Below are 21067 nucleotides of genomic sequence, written 5' to 3' on the forward strand. Positions count from 1 at the left end.
GAACCTCAGCCTCTTTCATAGAGATTTTTGGTTTCGCTACCCCGAAAAGCTGGCACAGCTAACGTCACTACGGCTCCGACGGCGCGTTACATTGCAGAACTACTCATGCGTACCGTTTTTGATGCGACGGAAGCGACGAGCAAACTCGGGTGATTAAGAGCTTCGCAGGAAAATTTGGCTCAAAGCGGTCGCAAAAATGCCGCACCTGTTCAGGCACAATATCCCAGGGCTTCCCATGAGGCGTGATGCACCACGACGGAATGTAGCCCGGCAGGTGGTCCCATCGCGGGATACGAAAGGGGTTCGTGCCTCGCCTGTCTTAATCTTCCGCTGTCATGCTGAAAGACCGCCACACCAAAGGCGGCCTTTTTGTTTGCGCTGAGTCGCCGCACGTCATTGTCTCAAGAGAGACAAGCCCCGCTCATTGTTGGGGGTGGGTAGCTCTTGGTTGGGGGTGGGTAGCTCTTGCGCTCGCCCCTTGGATGCGGAACACTTCCGTCGCGACCGCTGCTTACAAAGGGGCTATCGGTCGCGACTTTTCATGCCCCTACAGGAATTCAGGATTTCAAGCGCTCGCAATTGCGTACCAGGCAACGCGAGCTCCAACGGACGCTTCTTCCATGGGAATCCTGTCCAGCACTAGATCCGCGATGATCTTTCGCTGTGCATTCTCCCAGCCGGATAACATCCTCTCCGCGAGTGCACTACGAGGGGTGGGCGGCATCAGCCTTACGCAGTAGAGTTTTCGCCAACGACGGAGGGTGATGACCTTTACCCGAGTGCTTTGCTCACCTCCGGTTGGGAACTACCCCTTGAGTAAAATCAGAAACGACTTGGGGTGAACGTCAGAGGAGCGGTTGAGCTTTCCCCTGACTTTTATCGATTCTCGTGAGTTTACCCTGATCATTTGATTGCAGGGTAAACCGGCTCAGTCCGTCGTCAGCCCGGTTCTCGAGATCGGCCGGATCGATCTGCTTGCTGAGACTATCCGTGAGCTTCTCGCGATCGAGTTCACCTTCCCACCAGGCGACGATCACGCAGGCAACGCCATTGCCGCAGAGATTGGTGAGCGCCCGGCATTCGCTCATGAACTTGTCGATGCCGAGCACGATCGCCATGCCCGGCACTAGCCGCGGATCGACCACGGCGAGCGTTGCAGCAAGTGTGATGAAGCCGGCACCAGTTATGCCGGAGGCGCCCTTCGACGTCAGCATGGCCACGACCAGAATGGTCAGCTGCTGGCCGAAGGAAAGATTGATGCCGAGCGCCTGCGCAATGAACAGCGTCGCCAGAGTCATGTAGATGTTGGTGCCGTCGAGATTGAACGAGTATCCCGTCGGCACGACGAGCCCGACCACCGATTTCGAGCAGCCAAGACGCTCGAGCTTTTCCATCAACGATGGCAGCGCACTTTCCGACGAGGAGGTGCCGAGCACGATTAGCAGTTCGTCCTTGATATAGGCCAGGAACTTGAAGATCGAGAAGCCTGCTATCCGCGCGATAATGCCGAGCACAACGAACACGAACAGCGCCGCCGTGACATAGAACGTCGCGATCAGCCCGATCAGGTTGAGGATCGCACCGGAGCCGAACTTGCCGATGGTGTAGGCCATGGCGCCGAAAGCGCCGACCGGCGCCGCCCGCATCACGATCGAGATCACGCCGAACACGCCATGAGCGCCGTCATCGATGAAGGAGCGGATGGCTTGACCGCGTTCGCCAAGACCCATGAGCGCGAAGCCGAACAGGATCGAGAACAACAGCACCTGCAGGATCTCGCCCTGCGCAAACGCGCCGACCACGGTGTCTGGAATTATGTGCAGGATGAAGTCCACGGTCTTCTGCGCATCCGCCTGCTTCGCGTAGTTGGCCACAGCTTGTGCGTTCGCCGCGGCGCTACCAAATCCTGCGCCGGGCCGCAACAGATTGCCGACGATGACGCCGATCACCAGAGCGAAAGTGGAGACAATCTCGAAATAGACCAGCGCCTTGATGCCGATGCGTCCAACCTTTTTGGCGTCCTGGATATGGGCGATGCCCGAAACCACCGTGCAGAAGATGATCGGCGCGATCACCATCTTGATCAGCTTGATGAAGCCGTCGCCGAGCGCCTTGATCCAGTCATTGGTAGCCAGATTTGGCCAGAGCCAGCCAACGAGTGCGCCGAGCACGATCGCGATCAGCACTTGAACGTAGAGGATCCGATACCACTGTTTCGATGCGGTGGGTGCAGTCGGCGCCGTCGTCATCACAATCGTTGCCACGTTTACTCCCCTCTTCTTTTTCTTTCTTGCATTGCCGCTTAGGCCTTGCGCCGCGCATCGGTGATATGGATTTTCCAAAGATCGCGTTCTTGCGCCTTCATCAGCGATGGGGTCGCTTCAAACACCCTTCGGTTCCATATTGCCTTTCATGCGCACGGCAACCAAACCGCCACCCGAGCCGATTCGCCATCGACGCGTCGCGGAATAGGTTTGGTCATGTTGCATGCTACAACCTGACGCCACGTGAGGTTCAAGGCATTTCAGCCTCAAGCTGAACGAGATTCTATTGTGCCCATGCTCGGCTCTGCGCAGTTATTGCCAATCGCGCCACAATTGGAGCTTAGGTTAGGGTCGGCATGAAGATGCCGCGACCCAATTTCTTGACGCAAATTGGGCGCGACATTGATGGCCATCGTCGGCGGGTTATATGGCTTTATCTGGTGCCGCGATCTTCGCCGCGCAGGCGGTCATCGCCCGCGGTCTCGCTGGCGCGGCAGCCGAACATGGTGGGCGAGCCGGCGGGGTGTTAGTGGACTCGTCCGCCAACCCCCATCGTCATTGCGAGCCAACGGGTCGCAATGACAAGGTCAGCGCGACGCATTATAGGCGATAGCTCACTACGGCCGCATGAACATGAAATCCGTGGACGGATCGCAATTGTCGGCGACAAAGTGCAGCTCCGACTGAACGTCGGCGACGGGCCGGCTCTCGAGATATTTCGTGACCAGGAGACCGAGCAGCGCTCGGCAAACGCTGTCAGTCGCGTGGCCCGCGCCTGCCGCTTCCGCAATGGCGGCAGAGAAATGACGTGCTGCGATTTCGGTTGCTGACATCCCGTAGCTCCAAATCACCAGATCACCCATTATACCCAGAAATACCTGCAGCGCCATTGATCTTGGTCAACATAGATGGTGCCGTTGGTCCGTCGTGGTACTGACGGCTGTCTGCTGTTGGCCGTTGCGCTCTACACGCCAGGGCCAAAACCAAAGCAGATCCAGACTGTTGGTGCGCAGCCACAACATCATCACTAGACGTCGGATGCGCGCGAGAACCAGACGTCGGTCACAAAACTTTCGCAGAAGCAGAAGTCATCATCGATACACGGCACGGAGGCCGCACGGTGAGCGAAGCGCATTGGCAGCTCAGGATCTGCAGCAAGGCTTTATCAGCGCTGGTGATGGCGCCTGGATTCGATCCAGTCCTTGGCCGACAGCCTCGGCCTGCCTCGCGGATAGTTGGGGCTCGGCTGCTTGGCCAAACCGGTAAGGTCAGGATTGACTTACTGATGCGATCTTTGCCTGGCGAACTATATCCCAAGCGCCGAATGGCAAGCGGCGCCAGCAACTATGCCGTTATTTAGAACAATAATTGGCAGGCGCAGAGGCGGACGATCAGGGCGCTGTGGATCCGCCGAGAGCTCATGAGGATAGGGAAATCCAACGTGTGAAGGGTCCCATGGATCCAGAAGTGATGGTTTCCCTTCATGAACCTGCGCCTGAAAGAGCAGACGAAATTTTACACGGAGTACGACCTGAAGAATGGGACGCTCGGGGCTCTTGCATCGGGCAATATGCCGCTATTTATACGGCATGTTGCCGCTCGAGGGAGGCCCTGTGTCCATTGTCGAAATCGTAGCAACGACGCGCGGCGGACGCTCGGTCCTTGGAGAGGTCATACGCTCTCAGGCGGACCTCGCCCTGGCGGTGCGAAAGCAGCTTCCCCTGACCGCGCTGCATGGGTTGGCAAAGGCGGGACTTACCGAACAGGAAATCGAGTTGTTCGTCATTCCGCAACGCACGTCATCAATGGCGAGTGCCGAAGCGAGAAAGGTGGATGTGAGCAAGAAGTTGCGCGCAAATTGCCGGCGGAGGAGGAAGACAAGTTTCGAATCTCGGTAAGACGTCTGTGGCACGTCACAGCGAACCAAGTCTCACCTTCGGGCCAAAACCTCAGGTGAGGCCAATGTCTGTACTCCCGGACCGACATCTTCGCGTGTGACCACGGCTGACGGCAGGTCTCCTGGCTCGCGGGTCGTTACCTTGCGTCGCCTTCCCGGGACCGTGTCGCCCAGTGGCATCTGACGAAAGATTCTCCGCGTACAGTTGCGGCGTTGAGGAATCTCTCACACCGCATTCCCTTTTCATCCCCAGAACAGCGAACCGTCACGAACATCTAGAACTAAGCCCGGCCGGCAGTCAATGCTGGCCTGGGTCGAAGACGGAAATTGATGACTAAGATACGTATCCGCACGGCGGTGTCGGGCCGACTCCTTCTCGCATTGACAATGGCGGAGATGGAGTGCCCTATCCTGACTTGGAACAACACAGCATGGCCGTCACACTTTCGGAGATATTGCATGGAAGGAGAGACCTTCCTTTGGCTGGTCCGGCATGCGGTTGTCGACTGCCCTGGAGGTACAATTCACCCTGCCGATGCTCCGGCCGACCTTGGTGATCGGACGCATTTGGACGCCGTGCGGAGGTCCTTGCCGCAGAACGCCGTCAGTTATGCAAGTCCGTCTCAACGAACTCTCGATACAGCGCGTGCCCTCCGCCTTGATCCAATCCCGGTGCGTGAGTTCATGGAGCAGAATTTAGGAGATTGGACCGGCCGACGTCACGACGATCTCGCTTTCGGAGGAGAAAGCTATGCGCAGTTCTGGAAGGATGCCGCTCGCTCAAGGCCACCCGGCGGCGAAAGCTTCGAAGATCAAATTGCCAGGGTTCGGCTCGGGCTTCACAAGATAGCTCCCGGTCTTGCAACGCTCGTGGTTCACTCTGGCACTATTCGCGCTGCGCTCTGCGTCGCCCTCGATGTCGAACCGCGAGCAGCCTTGCGCTTCGTTATTCATCCACTGTCCATAACGCGAATTGATCGGCTGCGGAACGATTGGCGGGTTGTGTCGGTAAATCAGAACGTCACTCTATGATCGATTCGGAACCTTGGCTTGCGCGAAGGTCGCCATGCCGTTATGCAGGGCGCATGCAAGCCGCAGAATCGGCAATGCTAGCGCGGCGCCCGTTCCCTCGCCGAGCCGAAGATCCAGATTGAATAGTGGCTTGGCGCTCAAGGCCTGAAGAACCAGGCAGTGCCCCTGCTCTGCCGATTGATGGGAGAATAAAAGAAATCGCCGACAGGAAGGATTGAGACGCACCGCTGCCAATGCCTCGACGGAAACGATGAAGCCGTCGATCAGAAGCGGAACGCGACGCTGTGCGGCGGCGATGATCGCGCCAGTGATCGCCGCAATTTCCAGACCGCCGACGGCGCACAGGATCCGGTCGGGAGCAGTACCTGCTATTGTGAGCCCATGACGAGCCAACGCGCCGTCTATCAGGTGCGCCTTACGTGCGCGCTTTGCTGCATCTAGGCCCGTTCCGCTGCCGGCCACCTGCTCGGCGCTCACGCCGAGCAGGGCGGCGGCGATTGCCGCCGAAGTCGTGGTATTGCCGATACCCATGTCGCCAAGGATCAGAAGATCGGGTTCTTTCGTGGCAGCCCGCAGAACCGCGCGCTTGCCGCAGTCAAGGGCTAAGGCCAACTCCGCAGGCTCAAGTGCCGCTTCCTGGCTAAAGTCGCGGCTACTCCGCCGCGGCTTGTCAGTCACGACACCCTCGATCGGAACTTCCGCGAGCGTGCCCGCATCGACGATCTCAAGACTCAAGCCCAGCTCGCGCGCCAGAATCGAAATTGCGGCGCCGCCCGAGGCGAAGTTGGACATCATCGCGATCGTGACTTCCTGCGGATAGGCCGATACGCCTTGGGCGACGATCCCATGATCGCCAGCGAAGACGATGATCGGCGCGCTTTGGGCCCGCGGCTGCTCCGTTTGTTGCAGACCGGCGAGTTCGATCGCGAGATGCTCGAGCCGGCCGAGTGCGCCGTCTGGTTTGGTAAGTTCAGCCTGACGGGCCAGCGCTGCATCGCGATGGATGACTGAAACGTCGGGGCACTCCTGATAGACCCACTCCGGTAGCATGATGTCCTGCCGTTGCATGTTGTCGTTACGAGCGAGCCCGCGCGCGGGGAGCGCTACGATCCGCGCTTGAGAATGTAGCTGTCCATGATCCAGCCCTGCCTTTCGCGCGCTTGCTGTCGAGCGGCGACGATGCTTGGACCCACTTCGGCCAGCGCACCCGACATCGTGATCTCCTCACCCATGCCGAGATAGGCGCCCCACCAGATGTGCAGCCCTGCCGGATCGAGCGACTGAAACGCCGCACCGCCATCGAGCATCACGACCACGGTGTTCGTGCCGTGCGGCCAACCGCCTTCGCGCAGCCGTCGTCCCGTTGTCACCAGGAAAGGCTCGCCTATTTCGTTCAACGGCAGCGAATGTGCCGCGCAAAGCGCCTGGATTGACGTGATACCGGGGACGACCTCGATGGCTGGCAACGGATCAAGCCTTCGCGCGATCCGCAGGCTCGAATCGTATAGCGAAGGATCTCCCCAGATCAGCAGGGCAACGCGCCCCTCACTCCCGAGATGCTGCGCAATTTCGTGCGACCAGGTCGAGGCCAAGGCATCGTGCCATTCATCCACGCCCTTGCGGTAATCCTCTTGGCCGGCGTCACGCACCGGTATGACGAACTCGGCGATCCGCGTCCGGTCGTTGTCAAGCACCTGCGCGCAGATCGTCCGCCGCAATTCGGCGAGATCGGATTTCACGTCCCCCTTGCGCGGGATGAGAACGAGATCGGCGGCGTTGATCGCGCGCACGGCAGCAAGCGTAAGCTGCTCGGGATCGCCGCAACCGATGCCTATCAGGGAGAGCGTCAGCATAGCTTATGCGAAGGGCGGCCGCTGCCTGCGACCGCCCTCACTTAATCTTATGCGGCGTTGTGCAGGCGGTAGGTGACGAGGCCGTTCGCCGTCACGCCACGCATCGATTTCGCCAATGCCAGCACGGCTAGATCAGCTAGCGGCTCGATGACCACGACGATCGCGTAAGAAGCGGCGAAAGACGCAATGGAAGTGAGGTTCTCGGCCGCAAAGCCCGCACCATACAGCGCCCAGAAAGCGACCCACAACACGATGCCGGATTGATAGGCGGTCGAAAGCGCAAGCGCCTGGCGATATTGCAGGTCAACAAAGGCGGTGTTGCGGGGAATGATCCGCCCGGCCAGCACCTGGATCGCAAACAGCGGCACCAGCAGCGTGGTCACGTTCATGCCGTATTGCGGCAGGTCGGCAGGTACGAAGAGCAGCCCCTGAAGCAGAAGACCAAGCGCCAACCCGAACGCGGCTGGCGCTGCGCCGAACAAGAGGAACAGTGTCGAGCCGAGAATGAAATGCACCTCCGAGACGCCGACCCGGAAATGCGGCAGGAGTTCGAAGAACGAGAAGACCAGGACTGTTGTTGCGACGGTGCGCACCGCCAAGGAAACGATTCCCTGCTCGCGCACGGTCTCTGCCGCAAGCTTCAATGCGCAGCCCGCGGCGGCGGCACCTGTCGCGTAACTCAGCACGAGCTTGGCGCCCGTAACGATACCTGGTTCGATATGCATGATCTACGTCCCTTCTGCCGTCCCACCCGACGGCTTTGGTGTTGAAAGCTGCAGGGCCGATCTCCTGGCTCGCGGTCGAAACGGGTCTCCGGCCTTCCCGAGCTGACGGCCCAGCGGCGGATCGGAGCCCCTCACCGCTTACAGTCGCGGGGGCGGCCGGGGCTTCGGGTACCGCAATTGGGTCCGCCCTTCCCCGTTCCCGATTATGCTCCGGCGCTTTGCGCCGCTTCGAGCACCTTGGCTGCACTGTGTGCTCCTTCCGAAGAGGACGCGTCAAGGGGCTCGCGAGATCGGGCGACGGCATCATCACGTAGCCTCGCCCGCCAGCGCGCCGAAACGAATGACCGTCGTTGCGGCGTCGGTTTGCGCGAGCTGGGTCTGCGAGCTTCGCAATCGTCGTACGGACAAGCCGCCTGTTCGGCGCCGCCGATAGACTCGGCAAACAGCGACGACGTATCGGGAGCCATGCCGTGCTCGATCAGTCTTGCCACGAGCGCCGGAAATGTCCGCTTGCCCATATAGACCAAAGTCGTCGATTCCTTATGGGCGAGCGCCGCCCAATTGAGATTTTCGGGCAATTGCCCAGTGATATCAGCGCCGGTCACGAGCTGGAGGCGGCGCGAGGTATGCCGGCGGGTCAGTGGAATGTTGGACCGCGCTGCCGCAACGCAGGCCGAGGTAACGCGCGGAATGATCTCGTAGCTGATGCCCGCCGCGCGCAGCGCTTCGATCTCCTGTTCAAGCCGGCGGAAGATGCCGGCGTCTTCCGATCTCAAGCGAACGACGCCCCCACCTGCGGCGGCGTAGTCGATGAGCAGCCGGTTGACATGCTCCTGTTTGACCGAGGGCCGGCCTGCACGCTTGCCGACCGCCACCAGATTGGCCCCGGGGCGGGCGTGATCGAGGATCGCGCCCGAGGAAAGGTCGTCATAGAGCACGACATAGGCGGCGCGCAGACGCGCGGCCGTCTTGAGCGTCAGGAGCTCAGGATCGCCTGGACCAGCCGAGACAAAGGAAGCAAAGCCGCTCACCGGTCCTCCGCAATGAGGTGGAAGAACGTTCCACTGGCGTATCCGCGCCGCGAGCCGGTCTCCGCAACGACCGCGCCGGTCGCGTCACGCACGATAGCCAGGCGCGTATCGGGCTGAGAGACAATGGTGGAGTAATGGAATTCGTGGCCGCGCAGACGCGCGCCGGCCTTATGCCCGGGCATTGGCACCGCAAGCTCCGCAAGCCGGTAGCCCAGATGCATGCTACGTTGGGCAAAACTCGTTTCCAGGCCGAGCAATCCCGTCATCTCATGATGTACGTCATTGGCGTCGGTCAAGGCGGAGCCCAGCACCATATAGCCGCCGCATTCGCCATGCACCGGCCGTGTCTCCGCAAAGGATGTTAGCGTGCGGCGAAATCGGCGATTTGTCGCGAGTTGGCCAGCGTGCAATTCCGGATAGCCGCCCGGCAGCCAGCAGACGTCGGCACTATCATCAGGGCCTTCATCGGCGAGCGGCGAGAAAGTCACGATCTCGGCTCCGGCTGCGCGCCAAGCCTCCAGCATGTGCGTATAGACGAACGAGAATGCAGCGTCGCGTGCGAGCGCGATGCGTTGTCCGGGTGGCGTGACGCTTAGGCCGTGTGTGTCGCGTGACGCCATCCAGGTGCATGCCGATTGCAGCACCGCATCGAGATCGACGTGCTCGGCGGCGATGCGTGCGGCCTCTGCAATAAGCTCGTTAACCTCAGCCTGCTCCTCGGCTTGCACGAGGCCCAGGTGCCGCTTCGGCATAGTGATCGCGGCGTGGCGGGGCAACGCCCCGAACACCGAAATGCCTGCCCCTGCCAGGGCGCGCCGCACCAGGTCTTCGTGCCGCGCGCTGGCGACGCGGTTGAGAACGACGCCGGCAAGACGCACGCCCGCGCGGAAATCGCGCAGTCCCGCAGCCACCGCCGCGGCAGTTTGCGCCTGTCCGGAAGGATCGATCACGAGCAGGACCGGCCAACCCATCATCTCGGCGATATCGGCGGTCGCGCCGGTCCCCGAAACGCCTGGCGCGGCAACGCCGTCGAACAGGCCCATCGAACCTTCAGCCAGAATGAGGTCCGCATCGCGTCCGTGCGATGCGACCGATTCGATCGCCTCACGACGCATGGCCCAGCTATCAATATTCACCGAAGTGCGTCCCGTGGCGGCCGCATGAAAGGCCGGGTCGATATAATCGGGCCCGCTCTTGAAGCACTGCACCTTCAGCCCGCGATCGCGATAGGCGCGTGCCAATGCCAGCGTCAGCGTCGTCTTGCCGACACCGGATGCAGGCGCCGAGATGACGAGGCTCGCCGCCATCACGAGCCTTCCGGAAAGCGCGGCGTCGGCCCGAGCGGCCGATAGCGGCGGTCATAGTCGGCAGCATACAAGCGGCTTTCTCCGAAATCTTCCGAACCCAGTGTGCGGCCGACCAGAATGACGGCCGTGCGCTCGAGCTCGGTGCTTGCGGCAGAATCCAGCGTACCGAGCGTGGCGCGAATGATGCGCTGATCCGGCCAGCTCGCGCGCCACACGATCGCGACCGGGCAGTCTGCTCCATAGTACGTGGTCAGCTCATCAATCACCTTGGAAAGCAGATGGATCGAGAGATGGATTGCCAGCACCGCACCGGTGGCAGCGAACGCGGCGAGTTTTTCGCCCTCCGGCATCGCGCTCGCCCTGCCCGGCATTCGGGTCAGCACGACGGATTGCGTGCGACCCGGCAGCGTGAGCTCGGCCGCGAGCACTGCCGCGGCGGCGGAAAAGGCCGGCACGCCTGGCGTGATTGAATAGGGAATTTGCAGCGCACTCAGCCGGCGCAATTGCTCGCCCATCGCCGACCAGATCGAGAGATCTCCAGAATGCAGCCGTGCGACGTCCTTTCCCTCACGATGCGCGGTGACGAGCTCCGATATGATGTCGTCGAGCGATAGTGGTGCAGTGTTGACGATGCGCGCGTCCTTTGGGCAATACGCGAGAACTCCCTCGGGCACGAGCGAGCCGGCATAGAGGCAGACTGGACAGGCGGTGATAAGATCGCGTCCCCGCAAGGTGAGCAGATCGGCTGCGCCCGGCCCGGCGCCGATGAAGTGCACGGTCATTCGCCGTCCCCTTCCGCGATCGCTGCGGTCGCCATTCGATCTTGCGAAACGGTCCGCGCCGAAACAAGGCGCGCGCCACGGCCGGCCACGGCCAGCGCCGCAGCTTCGGCGACGGAGCCCGTGCCGAACTTCGCCTTGATGAATTCGGACTGTGTGGACGTGACGATGCCGGCCAAGACATCGGCCGGAACGGACCTAACCGACACATTGAGCTCACACGCAAGCGCTTTGAGCGCAGCGGCTTCGGCCTTGTCGCTAACGGTGGCGACTGCAGCGAGACCGTCAGAACCTCCCGCGGCGTCGAGCGCTTCACGCAGCGAAGCAAGCGTGACGTCCTGCTTGAATCCCAAACCTGCGACCTTCACTTCATCGCACTCCATTGCACGACCGGCCGCCCCGCCTCCCAGGAACGATAACGGCCGAGGTTATCGGCATGCGCGATCTCGACCCGCATCAGCTCGCCGCCGTGGCGTTGATGCAGGCTCGAAAGCAGCGCCTCTGTCTCAAGCGTAACTGCGTGCGCAACCATCCGCGTTCCGGCCTCAATGCGCGACCAGGCGGCATCGAACATCGTGGCGTCGAACCCTCCGCCGATGAAGACCGCTTGCGGGGTCTCAAGGCCTGAAAGGATCTGAGGTGCCGGTCCCTCAATCGCCGTGATCCGATGCGTCAGGCCGAACTTCGCGGCGTTGCTGCGGATGTTTGCTGCACGATCGGCCCGCGCTTCAATTGCGATCGCCGTGCCACCGCAGAGAGCCCATTCTATAGATATCGAACCGGAGCCCGCGCCGATGTCCCACAATCTTTCACCGGGCCTCGGCGCCAACGCCGAAAGCGCGAGCGCGCGCATCGGCCGCTTGGTGATCTGACCGTCATGCACGAAGAGCGCGTCTGAAAGGCCGGAGCTGCGCGGAACTCCGTCCGGTCCATTGGCTTCGAGCGCAACGGCCACCGGACCCACGCCCGCATCGGTCGCGTAGCTGTCGGCACGATGCTGCGTCACGGATTCGCGCGGGCCACCGAGCGCGGCGAGAGTCCATAGCGGTGACGCGCCCCAGCCCCGCGCCGTCAGCCAGTTGGCAAGATCGCCGGCCGCCCTGCCGTCGCGCACGAGACAGATGATGCGAGCTTCGCGTGCTAAGTGCGGCACCAGGCGCTCGAACGGAGATGCGTGAAGTCCGAGACAAACGACAGATTCGAGCCGCCATCCGAGCCGCGCCGCGGCAAGAGAGAATGTCGAGGGAGCGGGATGCGCGATCCATTCGCTTTTGCGCAGCCGCTCCACGAGGTTGCTGCCGACACCGTGCCAGAACGGATCGCCCGAGGCGAGCACCGCCGTCGGACGGCCACGGCACGCCAGCACGCAGTTCGCATCGAAGGGCGCAGGCCAGCGACGACCGCGGTCGGTAATGCCTGCCAGCACGAGATGCCGCTCGCCGCCGAACACGGTCTGGGCTTCCCCAAGCGCCTTTCGGCTTGCTTCCGAGAGGCCGACAAGGCCATCTTCGCCAATGCCGATAATGGTCAACCAGGGATTATCCATGATGCGCGCCCTCATTCTGGGCGGAACGAGCGATGCTAATCTGCTTGCGGATGCCGCCGCGCGCGCCGGGCTCGACGCGATCTATTCGTATGCCGGACGGACGCGAGCTCCGATCGGCCAATCGCTGCCAACGCGCATCGGCGGGTTTGGCGGCGCGAGCGGCCTTGCCGAATACATTCGACGGGAAGGAATTACGCATCTCGTCGACGCGACGCATCCCTTCGCGGCCGAGATGAGCCGCAACGCGGTTGCAGCGTGCGAGGCGACCAGGATACCACTGATCGCGCTCGAGCGCGAGCCCTGGGCAAAAACGCCCGGTGACAATTGGATCGAGGTCGCGGATATCACCTGCGCTGTCGCGGTGTTGCCGGAGAATCCCGCGCGGGTGTTCCTTGCGATCGGCCGGCAGCATATCGAAGTCTTCAGCACCAAGCCGCAGCACGTCTACACTTTGAGGTTTGTCGATCCTCCCGATGGATCGCTGCCGTTTCCGGACGTCGATCTCATCGTGTCGCGCGGACCTTTCAACCTTGCCGGCGAAATGGAGATGATGCGTTCGCGCGGCATCGAATGGATCGTTGCCCGCAATTCCGGGGGAACGGGCGCACGTGCCAAGATCGACGCCGCGCGCGCGTTTGGCCTTCCCGTTGTCATGCTTTCGCGGCCCGAATTGCCCGGCAGGCTGCGAACCGAACGCGTGGCCGAGGTCATGCAATGGCTCGGTCATCGGACATGCCTCGGCGCATAGACCCAGGAACCGACGCGACGTGTCGCCGAATTGCCCACGATGACAAGTGTTCTCATGTCAGCCATCTCGGGCTGCGCCGCATGCAGCATCACCGTTTCAATTCGCTCCTCAGGCGTAGTGACACAGTGCGCGAAGATCACGAGGCGTTCGCCGCAGCTCGCCTCCTTCAGAACTGAGAGCGCGCGTCCAAAGCCCTCGGGCCGGCTCACTGAGCGCGGATTGTAAATCGCGATCGCGAAGTCGGCCTCGGCGGCAAGCCGCAGGCGTTTCTCGATCATCGACCACGGCTTCAGGTTGTCTGAGAGATTGATCGCGCAAAAATCGTGGCCCAGCGGCGCGCCGGCACGCGCAGCCGCAGCCAGCATCGCGGTCACGCCGGGTATTACGCGGATTGCAAGTCCTTTCCATTGCGGTGCGGCTTCGAGCGCTTCGAACACGGCCGAAGCCATCGCGAATACTCCCGGATCGCCGGAGGAAACCATGACGACGCGGCGTCCTTCCGATGCCAGATGTAAGGCGTCGTTTGCTCGCTGCAACTCCATGCGATTGTCTGATGGACGCAGCATGAGTCCTTCACGCGGCTTCACGCGCGCGACATAGGATGCATAGCCCAGTACGTCCGTTGCAGCGGCGAGCGCCCCGGAAACTTCCGGCGTGACCAGCGCTTCGTCGCCGGGCCCAAGTCCCGCGATGGTCAGTGTGCCGGTCATTCGGCGGCCTCCATTTGCCGCCCCTGCCCATGCACTAGCACGATCGCGAAATAGGGACACTCGGCCTCGTCCATATCCTTCAGCCGCACGACGCGCTCGCCCGGCATGGTGCCGCGTTCGATCAACCATGCCTCGCCAAGGCGGCCAGCGGCTTGGAGGGCGCGGCGCACCTTCTGCAGATTGCGCCCGGTCTTCATAATGACGAGCGCATCGGAATTGCGCACGCGCCGTTCGAGCTTGTCCTCCGAAAGCGTGCCCATCAGCACCGTCATCACATCGTCACCAAGCGCGATTGGCCGGCCGACCGAATTCCAGCAGCCGGCCATACCGGGAATGCCCGCGATCACCTCGATCTCGACTCGTCCCTGAAGACGGGCGTGGAGGTGCATGAAGGAACCGTAGAAGTAGGGATCGCCCTCGCAGAGCACGACGATGTCGATAGCGCAGGCGAGCCGCGCAAGACGCTCCGCCCATTCGTCGTAGAAGGCAGCAAGCAGACGTACATATTCCGGACTATCGAAGGCAATCTCCGTGGTGACTGGATATTCCATCGGGTATTCGCAGACGTCATTTGCCAGCAACCCATCGACAATGCGTCGAGCCTGGCCGGGCCGTCCCTTCTTTCGGAAATAAGCAATGTGCTTGGCCGCGCGGACCTCGCGATCGGCACGCACGCTCATCAAGTCCGGATTGCCTGGCCCGAGGCCACAACAAATGATGCGCCCCATGGCTATTCGCTCCGGCTTGCCAGCGCATTCACGGCGGCAACCGTGATAGCCGAGCCGCCAAGACGTCCCTCGATGGTCAGCGCTGGTGCGGGCCGATCGGCCATCAGCGCGGCCTTCGCTTCAGCCGCGCCGATAAAGCCAACCGGACAACCGATGATCGCCGCTGGCCTTGAGCAGTTGCGATCCTCCAGCATGTTGAGGAGGTGAAACAACGCAGTCGGTGCATTGCCGATGGCTACTATCGCGCCATCCAGATGTGCTCGCCACAGCTCCAGCGCTGCAGCCGAGCGGGTGTTGCGCATGGATTCAGCGAGCAAGGGAACCGCGGGATCGTCGAGTGTGCAGATGATGGCGTTGCGGGCCGGCAGGCGCGCGCGCGTAATTCCCTCCGACACCATGCGCGTGTCGCAGAGGATAGCCGCGCCGTTCTGCAGCGCGGCCCGAGCAATGCGCGCCATGCCGGGCGTGAAGCGGATATAGGATTCGACACCCACCAGGCCCGCCGCATGGATCATGCGCACGACCACCGGCTCCTCGTCGGCTGAAAAGCGCTCAAGGTCCGCCTCCGCACGGATGGTGGCGAAGGACTGACGGTAGATCACTGCACCATTGGTCTCATAGACGTGCGGCATCAGCGCTCTCCCGTAAGAACGGAAGGGTCTGCGATCATGCGGGCGGCGCTCAGTCCACGTAAGGTCGGAGCCTCCCGTGTCGAGCCGCCGCGGACGAGATCGAAGCCGTCTCTGGTGGCGACAAGAGTGATCGAAGCTGGGCCGGAATGGGCACAGCCTTTGGCGCAACCGGAGACGTGGAGCCGGGAATCGGGGGCAATGTGCGGCGCAAGCGCCGCCGCGAATGTGCGAATATCTGCATGCGCCTCGCGGCAGGCAGGCGCACCGCTGCAGGCGACAACGCGCAGCATCGGATGGTCGACTTGCGTGATGAGGCCCTCGCAGCCGGGCATTTCACGCAAGTCTTCCGCCAGGATCATGCGCCACGGCGTCATTCGTAATCCTGACGAGCATCCAGCCAGATCGGAGAGTGCCGCATGTGTCACCTGCCCAAATGCGGCGCCGACCATCGCGCCTTGCGGATAAAGTCGCGGACACGGCTCGGCGATCATTCGAGCCGGCCCAACGTGGCCACGAAGCGTGTCTGGCAATTTTGCGCCAGCCCGGATGTACGCTGCCATCCGCCCTCGCCAGCCTCTGGCGCCGCCGGAGGTGACGAACCACTCGGCAAGCGCGAGCGAGACCTTTATGGCGTCTCTCCGCGTGACGGGATGACCATGTTCGGCGCCGTCGGCACGCACGATCAGCTCTCCCGCGAGGCTTCGCTCGACGCGGATGTCGGCGGAGGCGGTGGCAAGCACGCGCTCCATACCGCAATCGACAGCGAAGCCGAATTTGGTTGGCAGGCCGGGCGGTCCCTTCGCAAGCCCCTGCTCAAGCTCTGTGGCGAGCGAACAGGTATCATCGCCCGCAGTCCAGAACGGCGTGACCAGGATGTTGCGCCGCGCCTCCCACTCCGGATCCGGGTCGATCAAGCGCAGCTGAGAGAGTTCCTCGATCAGGGGCCGGTGGCCTTCATCGCTGACACCCCTGATCTGCAGGTTGCCCCGGCTAGTCAGATCGATCAGGCCGTTGCCGTAGCGCTTGGCCAGCGCCCCAATTCCTGCCGCTTGCTTCCCATCAAGCCGGCCACGATGTGGCCGGATGCGAACCACAAGCCCATCCCCTGACCGCATCGGCCGTAAGGCGCCGGGACACCAGCCCTTGATCGCAAACGCGCTCATGAGGCGGCCTCCCGCAGCGCGGCCGCAATCGAGTTGCGCCGGGTCCTCCAGATCGCAGCTTCATGCAATCGAGTGAAGCAATATTCGATCGCCACAAGCGCCGCCGGATTCTCTCTTGCTATGAAAGTGCGAACGTCATCGTTGCCAAGCGTCGCGTCGTAATAGAGATCGAACAGATGCGCAGGCACAGCCTGCGCGAGATGGGCGAAAGCGGCCATGTGTTCAAGTGTCGCCACTATCTCGGCCGCCCCTCGAAAGCCGTGGCGCATCATGCCGGCGATCCATTTCGGATTGGCGGCGCGCGAACGTACGATCCGCGATATCTCCTCGGTCAACGAGCGTGCATGCGGCTGATCCGGGCGCGTGCCATCGAAGTGATAGAGTGATGGGGCGGCCATGCCAAGGCGCGCCGCCGCGGCCGCAGCGCCCGCCTCGTGTGCGGCATAGTCTGCGGCTAACAGCAGATCGGTTTCCGGCAGGTCTTGCGCATGGACGAACGCATCGGCGGCGAGGAGCCTTGCCTGAATACCTGCGCGATCAGGCCTCATCGTGCCGTCGGGTGCGAATGCCCACGATGAAGCGGAAAGCCAGGCTTCGCCGGCCGCATGTTGCGATGCTTGCGTGAATACATCCGGCATCGATGCCATACCGACGCCATACTGCCCCGGGCGCGGCCCGAACACGCGCGCCGCACGATGCCGATAGGGATTCTCGTCGCCTTCGCGTTCAGAAAGCGCTTCGGCCGCAGCCACGAATAGTTGCGCAAGAGTTGAAAAGACGTCGCGGAACAGCCCCGACACGCGCAGCGTCACATCGATACGCGGCCGGCCAAGAGCGGCTGGCGCGATGATTTCGTAACCGGAGACCCGACCTGACCCATGATCCCAGCGCGGTGCGATGCCTGCAAGGTGCAGGGCCATCGCATAATCCTCGCCTGCGGTGCGCATGGTCGATGATCCCCAGAGATCAACCAGTAGTCCTTTCGGCCAGTCGCCGTGATCCTGCAGGTGACGGCGCAGCAATTCCTCGGCGAGCTTGATCCCTTGCGCATGCGCCGAGCGCGTAGGAACCGCGCGGGGGTCGACGGTGAACAGATTGCGTCCAGTGGGCAGTACATCGCGCCGCCCGCGATGCGGCGAGCCTGCCGGGCCCGGAGCAACGCGCCCACCAGAGAGCGCGTCAAGCAGCGCGCTCTTCTCCGCCTCGCCGCAACCCCCACGGCCGAACACATGCAGCCCATCGCCGAACTGGCTCTCCTTGAGATCGCAGACGAAGCGATCGATCCGAGGAATGACCTCCGCCGGCGCAGCCGAGGCGCCAAGGCCGAGATCGTCTTCCAGGCCCGCGGCCCGCGCTTCATCGCGGATCGCCACAATCAGACGCTGGCGGCGCGCGGGATCGAGACCATCAGACGTCGAATACTCATCAAGCAGTTGCTCGAGCGGACGCAAGCCTTCAGGCAATGCGGCCTGCGCCAGCGGCGGCGGCAAATGGCCGATCGTGACCGCGCTAATGCGCCGCTTGGCCTGCGCTGCCTCACCGGGATCGTTGACGATGAAGGGATAGACCACCGGCATGTCGCCAATCAGCGCTTCCGGCCAGCAGGAGGCCGATAGGGCGACGGACTTGCCGGGCAGCCACTCCAGCGTTCCATGCGTGCCCATGTGGACGACCGCATCAACCTCTTGCCGCCGGAGCCAGAGATAGAACGCGACATAGGCGTGGCGAGGCGTGCGCGAGATATCGTGATACTCGACGTCATGATTGGTGACATCACCGCGCTCGGGCTGAACGGCGATGATCGCCTTGCCACGCTGGATTGCTGCAAAATGAAATTCGCCGTCACGGCAGGCGGGATCGTTCTGCGTCGCCCCCCAGGCGCGCGCGAGGTCATCCTGCAGCTGGCACGGAAGTCTCGCCAGCTCAGCGCCGTAATCAGCAACGCTAAAGGTCAATTTCTCCTGCAGGAGAGCTGCACCAAGCGCTTCTGTTGGCTTCACGTCGAAACCGGCAGCGCCGAGATCGGACAATAGCGTTTCGACCGAAGCAAGCGCGTCGAGCCCGACCGCATGCGCAATCTGGTGCGGACGACCCGGATAATTCGAGAGCACAATCGCCAGCCGCTTCCCCCCCGCCGGCTTGTTCGCGAGCCTGTGCCAGGCGGCCACCCGATCCACGACAGCATCGACACGTTCGTCGTCGGGCATGTGCGCCAGGTGCGAGAATTGCAGTTCGGAATCGCGCGCGCTCGGCGACTTGAAACTGACCACGCCCGCTAGCAGCCGGCCGTCAACCTCGGGCAACACCACATGCATCGCCAGATCGCCCGGCGAGAGACCGCGAAGCGATTCCGCCCACTCCTCGCGCCGGGCCGTCGACAACGCGACCTGGAACACCGGACAGGATGCAGCATCGAAAGGCGTCGTCCCTTCGCCGGTGACAGCAGAGAAAGCGGTTGCATTGACGATCACCGCAGGCGTGCATTCCTCGAACTGCCGCTTAAGCCAATCCGTCACACCGGCCACCTTTAGCGAGGCGACGAACACGCCATAGCCATCAAAACCCTTCTTCCGCAGGGCTGTGATCAGCGCGTCGACCGGGGCGGTATCGGCTGAGGTGAGATAGGAGCGATAGAAGGTGACGAGCGCATGCGGCCCTCGATCGGGATTTGGCAGCGCCGCGACTGCACCACGACGCGGATCGTAGAAACCGATCTCGGGAATTTCGACTTCGCCGACGACAGGTCCCGCATAGAGACCCGAAGCTAGTGCGAGTTGTGCGATTGCAGCCTGCGCCGCAACCGTTCCGCCCTTGTCGCACAACGCCTTCAGCCGTCCGAGCGCCGACACGGGTAATGTCGAGAGCGCATCCAGGCGCGGATCGTCGCGACCGTCCGCGGGGAGCACCGCAAGCGCGATATCGCGGTCCTTCGCAAGTTGATGCAGGGCAGCCAGCCCATATGACCAGTAGGATTCGCCGCCGATCAGGCGCACCAAAATGCCGCGCGCATGCGACAGCGTCCGCTCGATATAGGTGTCGACCGACAGGGGATGACGCAGCTCCGCAAGATTCGCGAGCCTCAGCGATGGCAGTCCGGCACGGCCGCGACGCCAGCCAGAGGCGAACGCGGCAAGATCGCTGTCCGAGAACGAGAGCACGACAAGGTCTGCCGGATCTTGACCGAGATCCTTAGGGATCGCAGTCTCCTCAAGACCGCGGCTCTCGCGAAAGATGACGTGCATCAGATCTCGAGTCCAGTCCTGATGGCCGCCTCATCGATATCGTCGTGTTCACCGATCACCACCAGCTTCGAGCGCCTTGGCCGCGTGCCCCATGGCCTATCGAACTGATGCCCCACCCGCTCGCCGACCGATTGCAGCAGCAATCGCATCGGCTTGCCCGCGACCGCGATATATCCCTTCGCGCGCAATACGTTCTGCTCACGCGCAAGCCGCTTGATCGATTCGACCAGCGCATCCACGTCAGCCACTTCCGGGAGCTCGACGACTATCGAAGCAAAATCGTTGTGTTCGTGCTCTTCTTCGCCGTCGCGATGAGAAGGTCGCGAAGCGAGATCGTCTTCAGCAGCCGCTTCGAGACCAAGGATCACACGCGCATCGACTGCACCATTGACGACAGGCAGCATTGGCACGCGACGCGGCATTTCGGCGGTGATCGCCGCCTTGGCCGCTTCAAGTCCTGCCGCGCCGGCAAGGTCCGCCTTGGTGAGCAGCACGATATCCGCGCACGCGATCTGATCCTCGAACACTTCCGACAGCGGCGTCTCGTGATCGAGGTTCTGATCGGCCGAACGCTGCGCTTCCACTGCGGCAGGGTCGGGCGCAAAGCGGCCGGCGGCCACGGCCTCGGCATCCGCAAGCGCAATCACGCCGTCGACCGTGATTCGTGAGCGGATCTCTGGCCAGTCGAAGGCCTTGAGCAGCGGCTTTGGCAAAGCCAGGCCGGATGTCTCGATCACGATATGATCAGGCCTCACGGGGCGCGAGAGTAGTTGCTCCATGGCGGGGATGAAGTCATCGGCGACCGTGCAGCAGATGCAGCCATTGGCGAGCTCGACGATATTCTCGGCAGGACAGCTGGCGTCGGCGCAGGATTTCAGGATCTCGCCGTCGACGCCCTCGCTACCAAACTCGTTGACAAGCACCGCAAGCTTCTTGCCGTTCGCATTGGTGATCAAGTGCTGGATCAGCGTCGTCTTGCCCGATCCGAGAAAACCAGTGACGACGGTCACCGGAACCTTGGTGAGGGTATTCATTCTGCGGCCTCTGGCAGGACGGCGATCGGTGGAATACGGGCAAGCGACTGCTTGCGGAAGATCGCCGGCCGGCTGCGCCATGGCACAATGCCATCTGGCGCGGCCGCGTAGGCCGCAGCCCCGGCGACTACATCCGGTGCGTTTGCATCGGACAAGCGACCGTACACATAGGACCAGCGCCCAAGCCCCGAGAGCGCAATCGAGCAGCCTTGGCTGCAGGCCGACAGGCATTCGACCGGAACGACGCTGACGCCCTCCGGCACGCCAGCCTCGAGGAGAGCGCTGTGCAGACGCGCGCCCGGTGTGGTTTCGCCATCCCTTACTGCCTGGTCGGCACGACAGGTGATGCAGACGTGAAGCGTGACGGTCATCGCCC

General features: G+C 62.5%; 19 protein-coding genes, 1 pseudogene and 2 riboswitches. Of the genes and pseudogenes, 3 read left to right on the forward strand and 17 right to left on the reverse strand.

Going from position 1 to position 21067, the window contains the following annotated elements:
* Positions 1-845 precede the first annotated feature (845 nt).
* Together RX331_RS26520 and RX331_RS26525 are read right to left on the reverse strand one after the other, a co-directional pair.
* The gene (locus RX331_RS26520) at positions 846-2249 is read right to left on the reverse strand and encodes a dicarboxylate/amino acid:cation symporter (protein WP_410708323.1); all 1404 of its coding nucleotides are present in this window, start codon (positions 2247-2249) and stop codon (positions 846-848) included.
* Between the two features lie 632 nt (positions 2250-2881).
* Positions 2882-3097, reverse strand: coding sequence for a hypothetical protein (locus RX331_RS26525; protein ID WP_317252720.1), 216 nt, complete (start codon positions 3095-3097; stop codon positions 2882-2884).
* Between the two features lie 780 nt (positions 3098-3877).
* Here RX331_RS26525 and RX331_RS26530 point away from each other — a divergent pair.
* Both RX331_RS26530 and RX331_RS26535 read left to right on the forward strand, forming a co-directional pair.
* The gene (locus RX331_RS26530) at positions 3878-4162 is read left to right on the forward strand and encodes a hypothetical protein (protein WP_317252721.1); all 285 of its coding nucleotides are present in this window, start codon (positions 3878-3880) and stop codon (positions 4160-4162) included.
* Positions 4163-4255: 93 nt separating this feature from the next.
* Positions 4256-4443: riboswitch (cobalamin riboswitch) on the reverse strand.
* Between the two features lie 177 nt (positions 4444-4620).
* Positions 4621-5193, forward strand: coding sequence for a histidine phosphatase family protein (locus RX331_RS26535; protein ID WP_317252722.1), 573 nt, complete (start codon positions 4621-4623; stop codon positions 5191-5193).
* On the opposite strand, the gene cobT is transcribed toward RX331_RS26535, so the two are convergent.
* The 8 genes and pseudogenes from cobT to cbiE form a co-directional block, all read right to left on the reverse strand.
* Entirely contained in the window at positions 5188-6243 is a 1056-nt protein-coding gene (gene cobT, locus RX331_RS26540) for a nicotinate-nucleotide--dimethylbenzimidazole phosphoribosyltransferase (RefSeq protein WP_317258255.1), read from the reverse strand. The two genes, RX331_RS26535 and cobT, sit on opposite strands and share 6 nt — an antisense overlap.
* A gap of 53 nt (positions 6244-6296) precedes the next feature.
* Entirely contained in the window at positions 6297-7046 is a 750-nt protein-coding gene (gene cobF, locus RX331_RS26545) for a precorrin-6A synthase (deacetylating) (protein WP_317252723.1), read from the reverse strand.
* 47 nt (positions 7047-7093) lie between these two features.
* A complete protein-coding gene (locus RX331_RS26550) occupies positions 7094-7771 on the reverse strand; it encodes an energy-coupling factor ABC transporter permease (RefSeq protein WP_317252724.1) in 678 nt (225 codons plus the stop codon).
* A gap of 36 nt (positions 7772-7807) precedes the next feature.
* Positions 7808-8026, reverse strand: a riboswitch (cobalamin riboswitch).
* A 215-nt stretch (positions 8027-8241) separates the two neighbouring features.
* A pseudogene (locus RX331_RS26555) lies at positions 8242-8802 on the reverse strand (uroporphyrinogen-III C-methyltransferase); the annotation flags it as partial.
* On the reverse strand, positions 8799-10109 hold the full coding sequence (locus RX331_RS26560) for a cobyrinate a,c-diamide synthase (protein ID WP_317252725.1): 1311 nt from the start codon (positions 10107-10109) through the stop codon (positions 8799-8801). The pseudogene RX331_RS26555 and the gene RX331_RS26560, both read right to left, overlap by 4 nt.
* Positions 10109-10891: a precorrin-4 C(11)-methyltransferase gene (cobM, locus tag RX331_RS26565; protein ID WP_317252726.1), complete on the reverse strand. Its 783-nt coding sequence runs from the start codon at positions 10889-10891 to the stop codon at positions 10109-10111. The genes RX331_RS26560 and cobM overlap by 1 nt, the downstream gene beginning before the upstream one ends.
* Positions 10888-11256 carry a cobalamin biosynthesis protein gene (locus tag RX331_RS26570; protein WP_317252727.1) on the reverse strand — a complete coding sequence of 123 codons (369 nt, stop codon included), beginning with the start codon at positions 11254-11256 and terminating at the stop codon, positions 10888-10890. The genes cobM and RX331_RS26570 overlap by 4 nt, the downstream gene beginning before the upstream one ends.
* Positions 11253-12434, reverse strand: coding sequence for a precorrin-6y C5,15-methyltransferase (decarboxylating) subunit CbiE (cbiE, locus tag RX331_RS26575; RefSeq protein ID WP_317252728.1), 1182 nt, complete (start codon positions 12432-12434; stop codon positions 11253-11255). The genes RX331_RS26570 and cbiE overlap by 4 nt, the downstream gene beginning before the upstream one ends.
* Here cbiE and RX331_RS26580 point away from each other — a divergent pair.
* A complete protein-coding gene (locus RX331_RS26580; protein WP_317252729.1) occupies positions 12433-13182 on the forward strand; it encodes a cobalt-precorrin-6A reductase in 750 nt (249 codons plus the stop codon). The two genes, cbiE and RX331_RS26580, sit on opposite strands and share 2 nt — an antisense overlap.
* Here RX331_RS26580 and cobJ read toward each other — a convergent pair.
* From cobJ to RX331_RS26615, 7 genes are read right to left on the reverse strand one after another with little or no spacing between them, the layout of a single operon-like run.
* On the reverse strand, positions 13158-13892 hold the full coding sequence (gene cobJ / locus RX331_RS26585; RefSeq protein ID WP_317252730.1) for a precorrin-3B C(17)-methyltransferase: 735 nt from the start codon (positions 13890-13892) through the stop codon (positions 13158-13160). The genes RX331_RS26580 and cobJ overlap by 25 nt on opposite strands.
* Positions 13889-14620 (reverse strand): precorrin-2 C(20)-methyltransferase, encoded by a 732-nt coding sequence (locus tag RX331_RS26590; protein ID WP_317252731.1) that lies wholly within the window; start codon positions 14618-14620, stop codon positions 13889-13891. The genes cobJ and RX331_RS26590 overlap by 4 nt, the downstream gene beginning before the upstream one ends.
* 2 nt (positions 14621-14622) lie before the next feature.
* Entirely contained in the window at positions 14623-15252 is a 630-nt protein-coding gene (locus RX331_RS26595; protein ID WP_317252732.1) for a precorrin-8X methylmutase, read from the reverse strand.
* Positions 15252-16415, reverse strand: coding sequence for a precorrin-3B synthase (cobG, locus tag RX331_RS26600; RefSeq protein WP_317252733.1), 1164 nt, complete (start codon positions 16413-16415; stop codon positions 15252-15254). The genes RX331_RS26595 and cobG overlap by 1 nt, the downstream gene beginning before the upstream one ends.
* A complete protein-coding gene (gene cobN, locus RX331_RS26605) occupies positions 16412-19657 on the reverse strand; it encodes a cobaltochelatase subunit CobN (RefSeq protein WP_317252734.1) in 3246 nt (1081 codons plus the stop codon). The genes cobG and cobN overlap by 4 nt, the downstream gene beginning before the upstream one ends.
* Positions 19657-20691: a cobalamin biosynthesis protein CobW gene (cobW, locus tag RX331_RS26610; protein ID WP_317252735.1), complete on the reverse strand. Its 1035-nt coding sequence runs from the start codon at positions 20689-20691 to the stop codon at positions 19657-19659. Before cobW ends, cobN begins: the two co-directional genes overlap by 1 nt.
* Positions 20688-21062, reverse strand: a complete 375-nt coding sequence (locus tag RX331_RS26615; protein ID WP_317252736.1) for a DUF1636 domain-containing protein — start codon at positions 21060-21062, stop codon at positions 20688-20690. Before RX331_RS26615 ends, cobW begins: the two co-directional genes overlap by 4 nt.
* Between the last annotated feature and the right edge of the window lie 5 nt (positions 21063-21067).

The organism is Bradyrhizobium sp. BWA-3-5 (assembly GCF_032917985.1).
Lineage (GTDB): Bacteria > Pseudomonadota > Alphaproteobacteria > Rhizobiales > Xanthobacteraceae > Bradyrhizobium.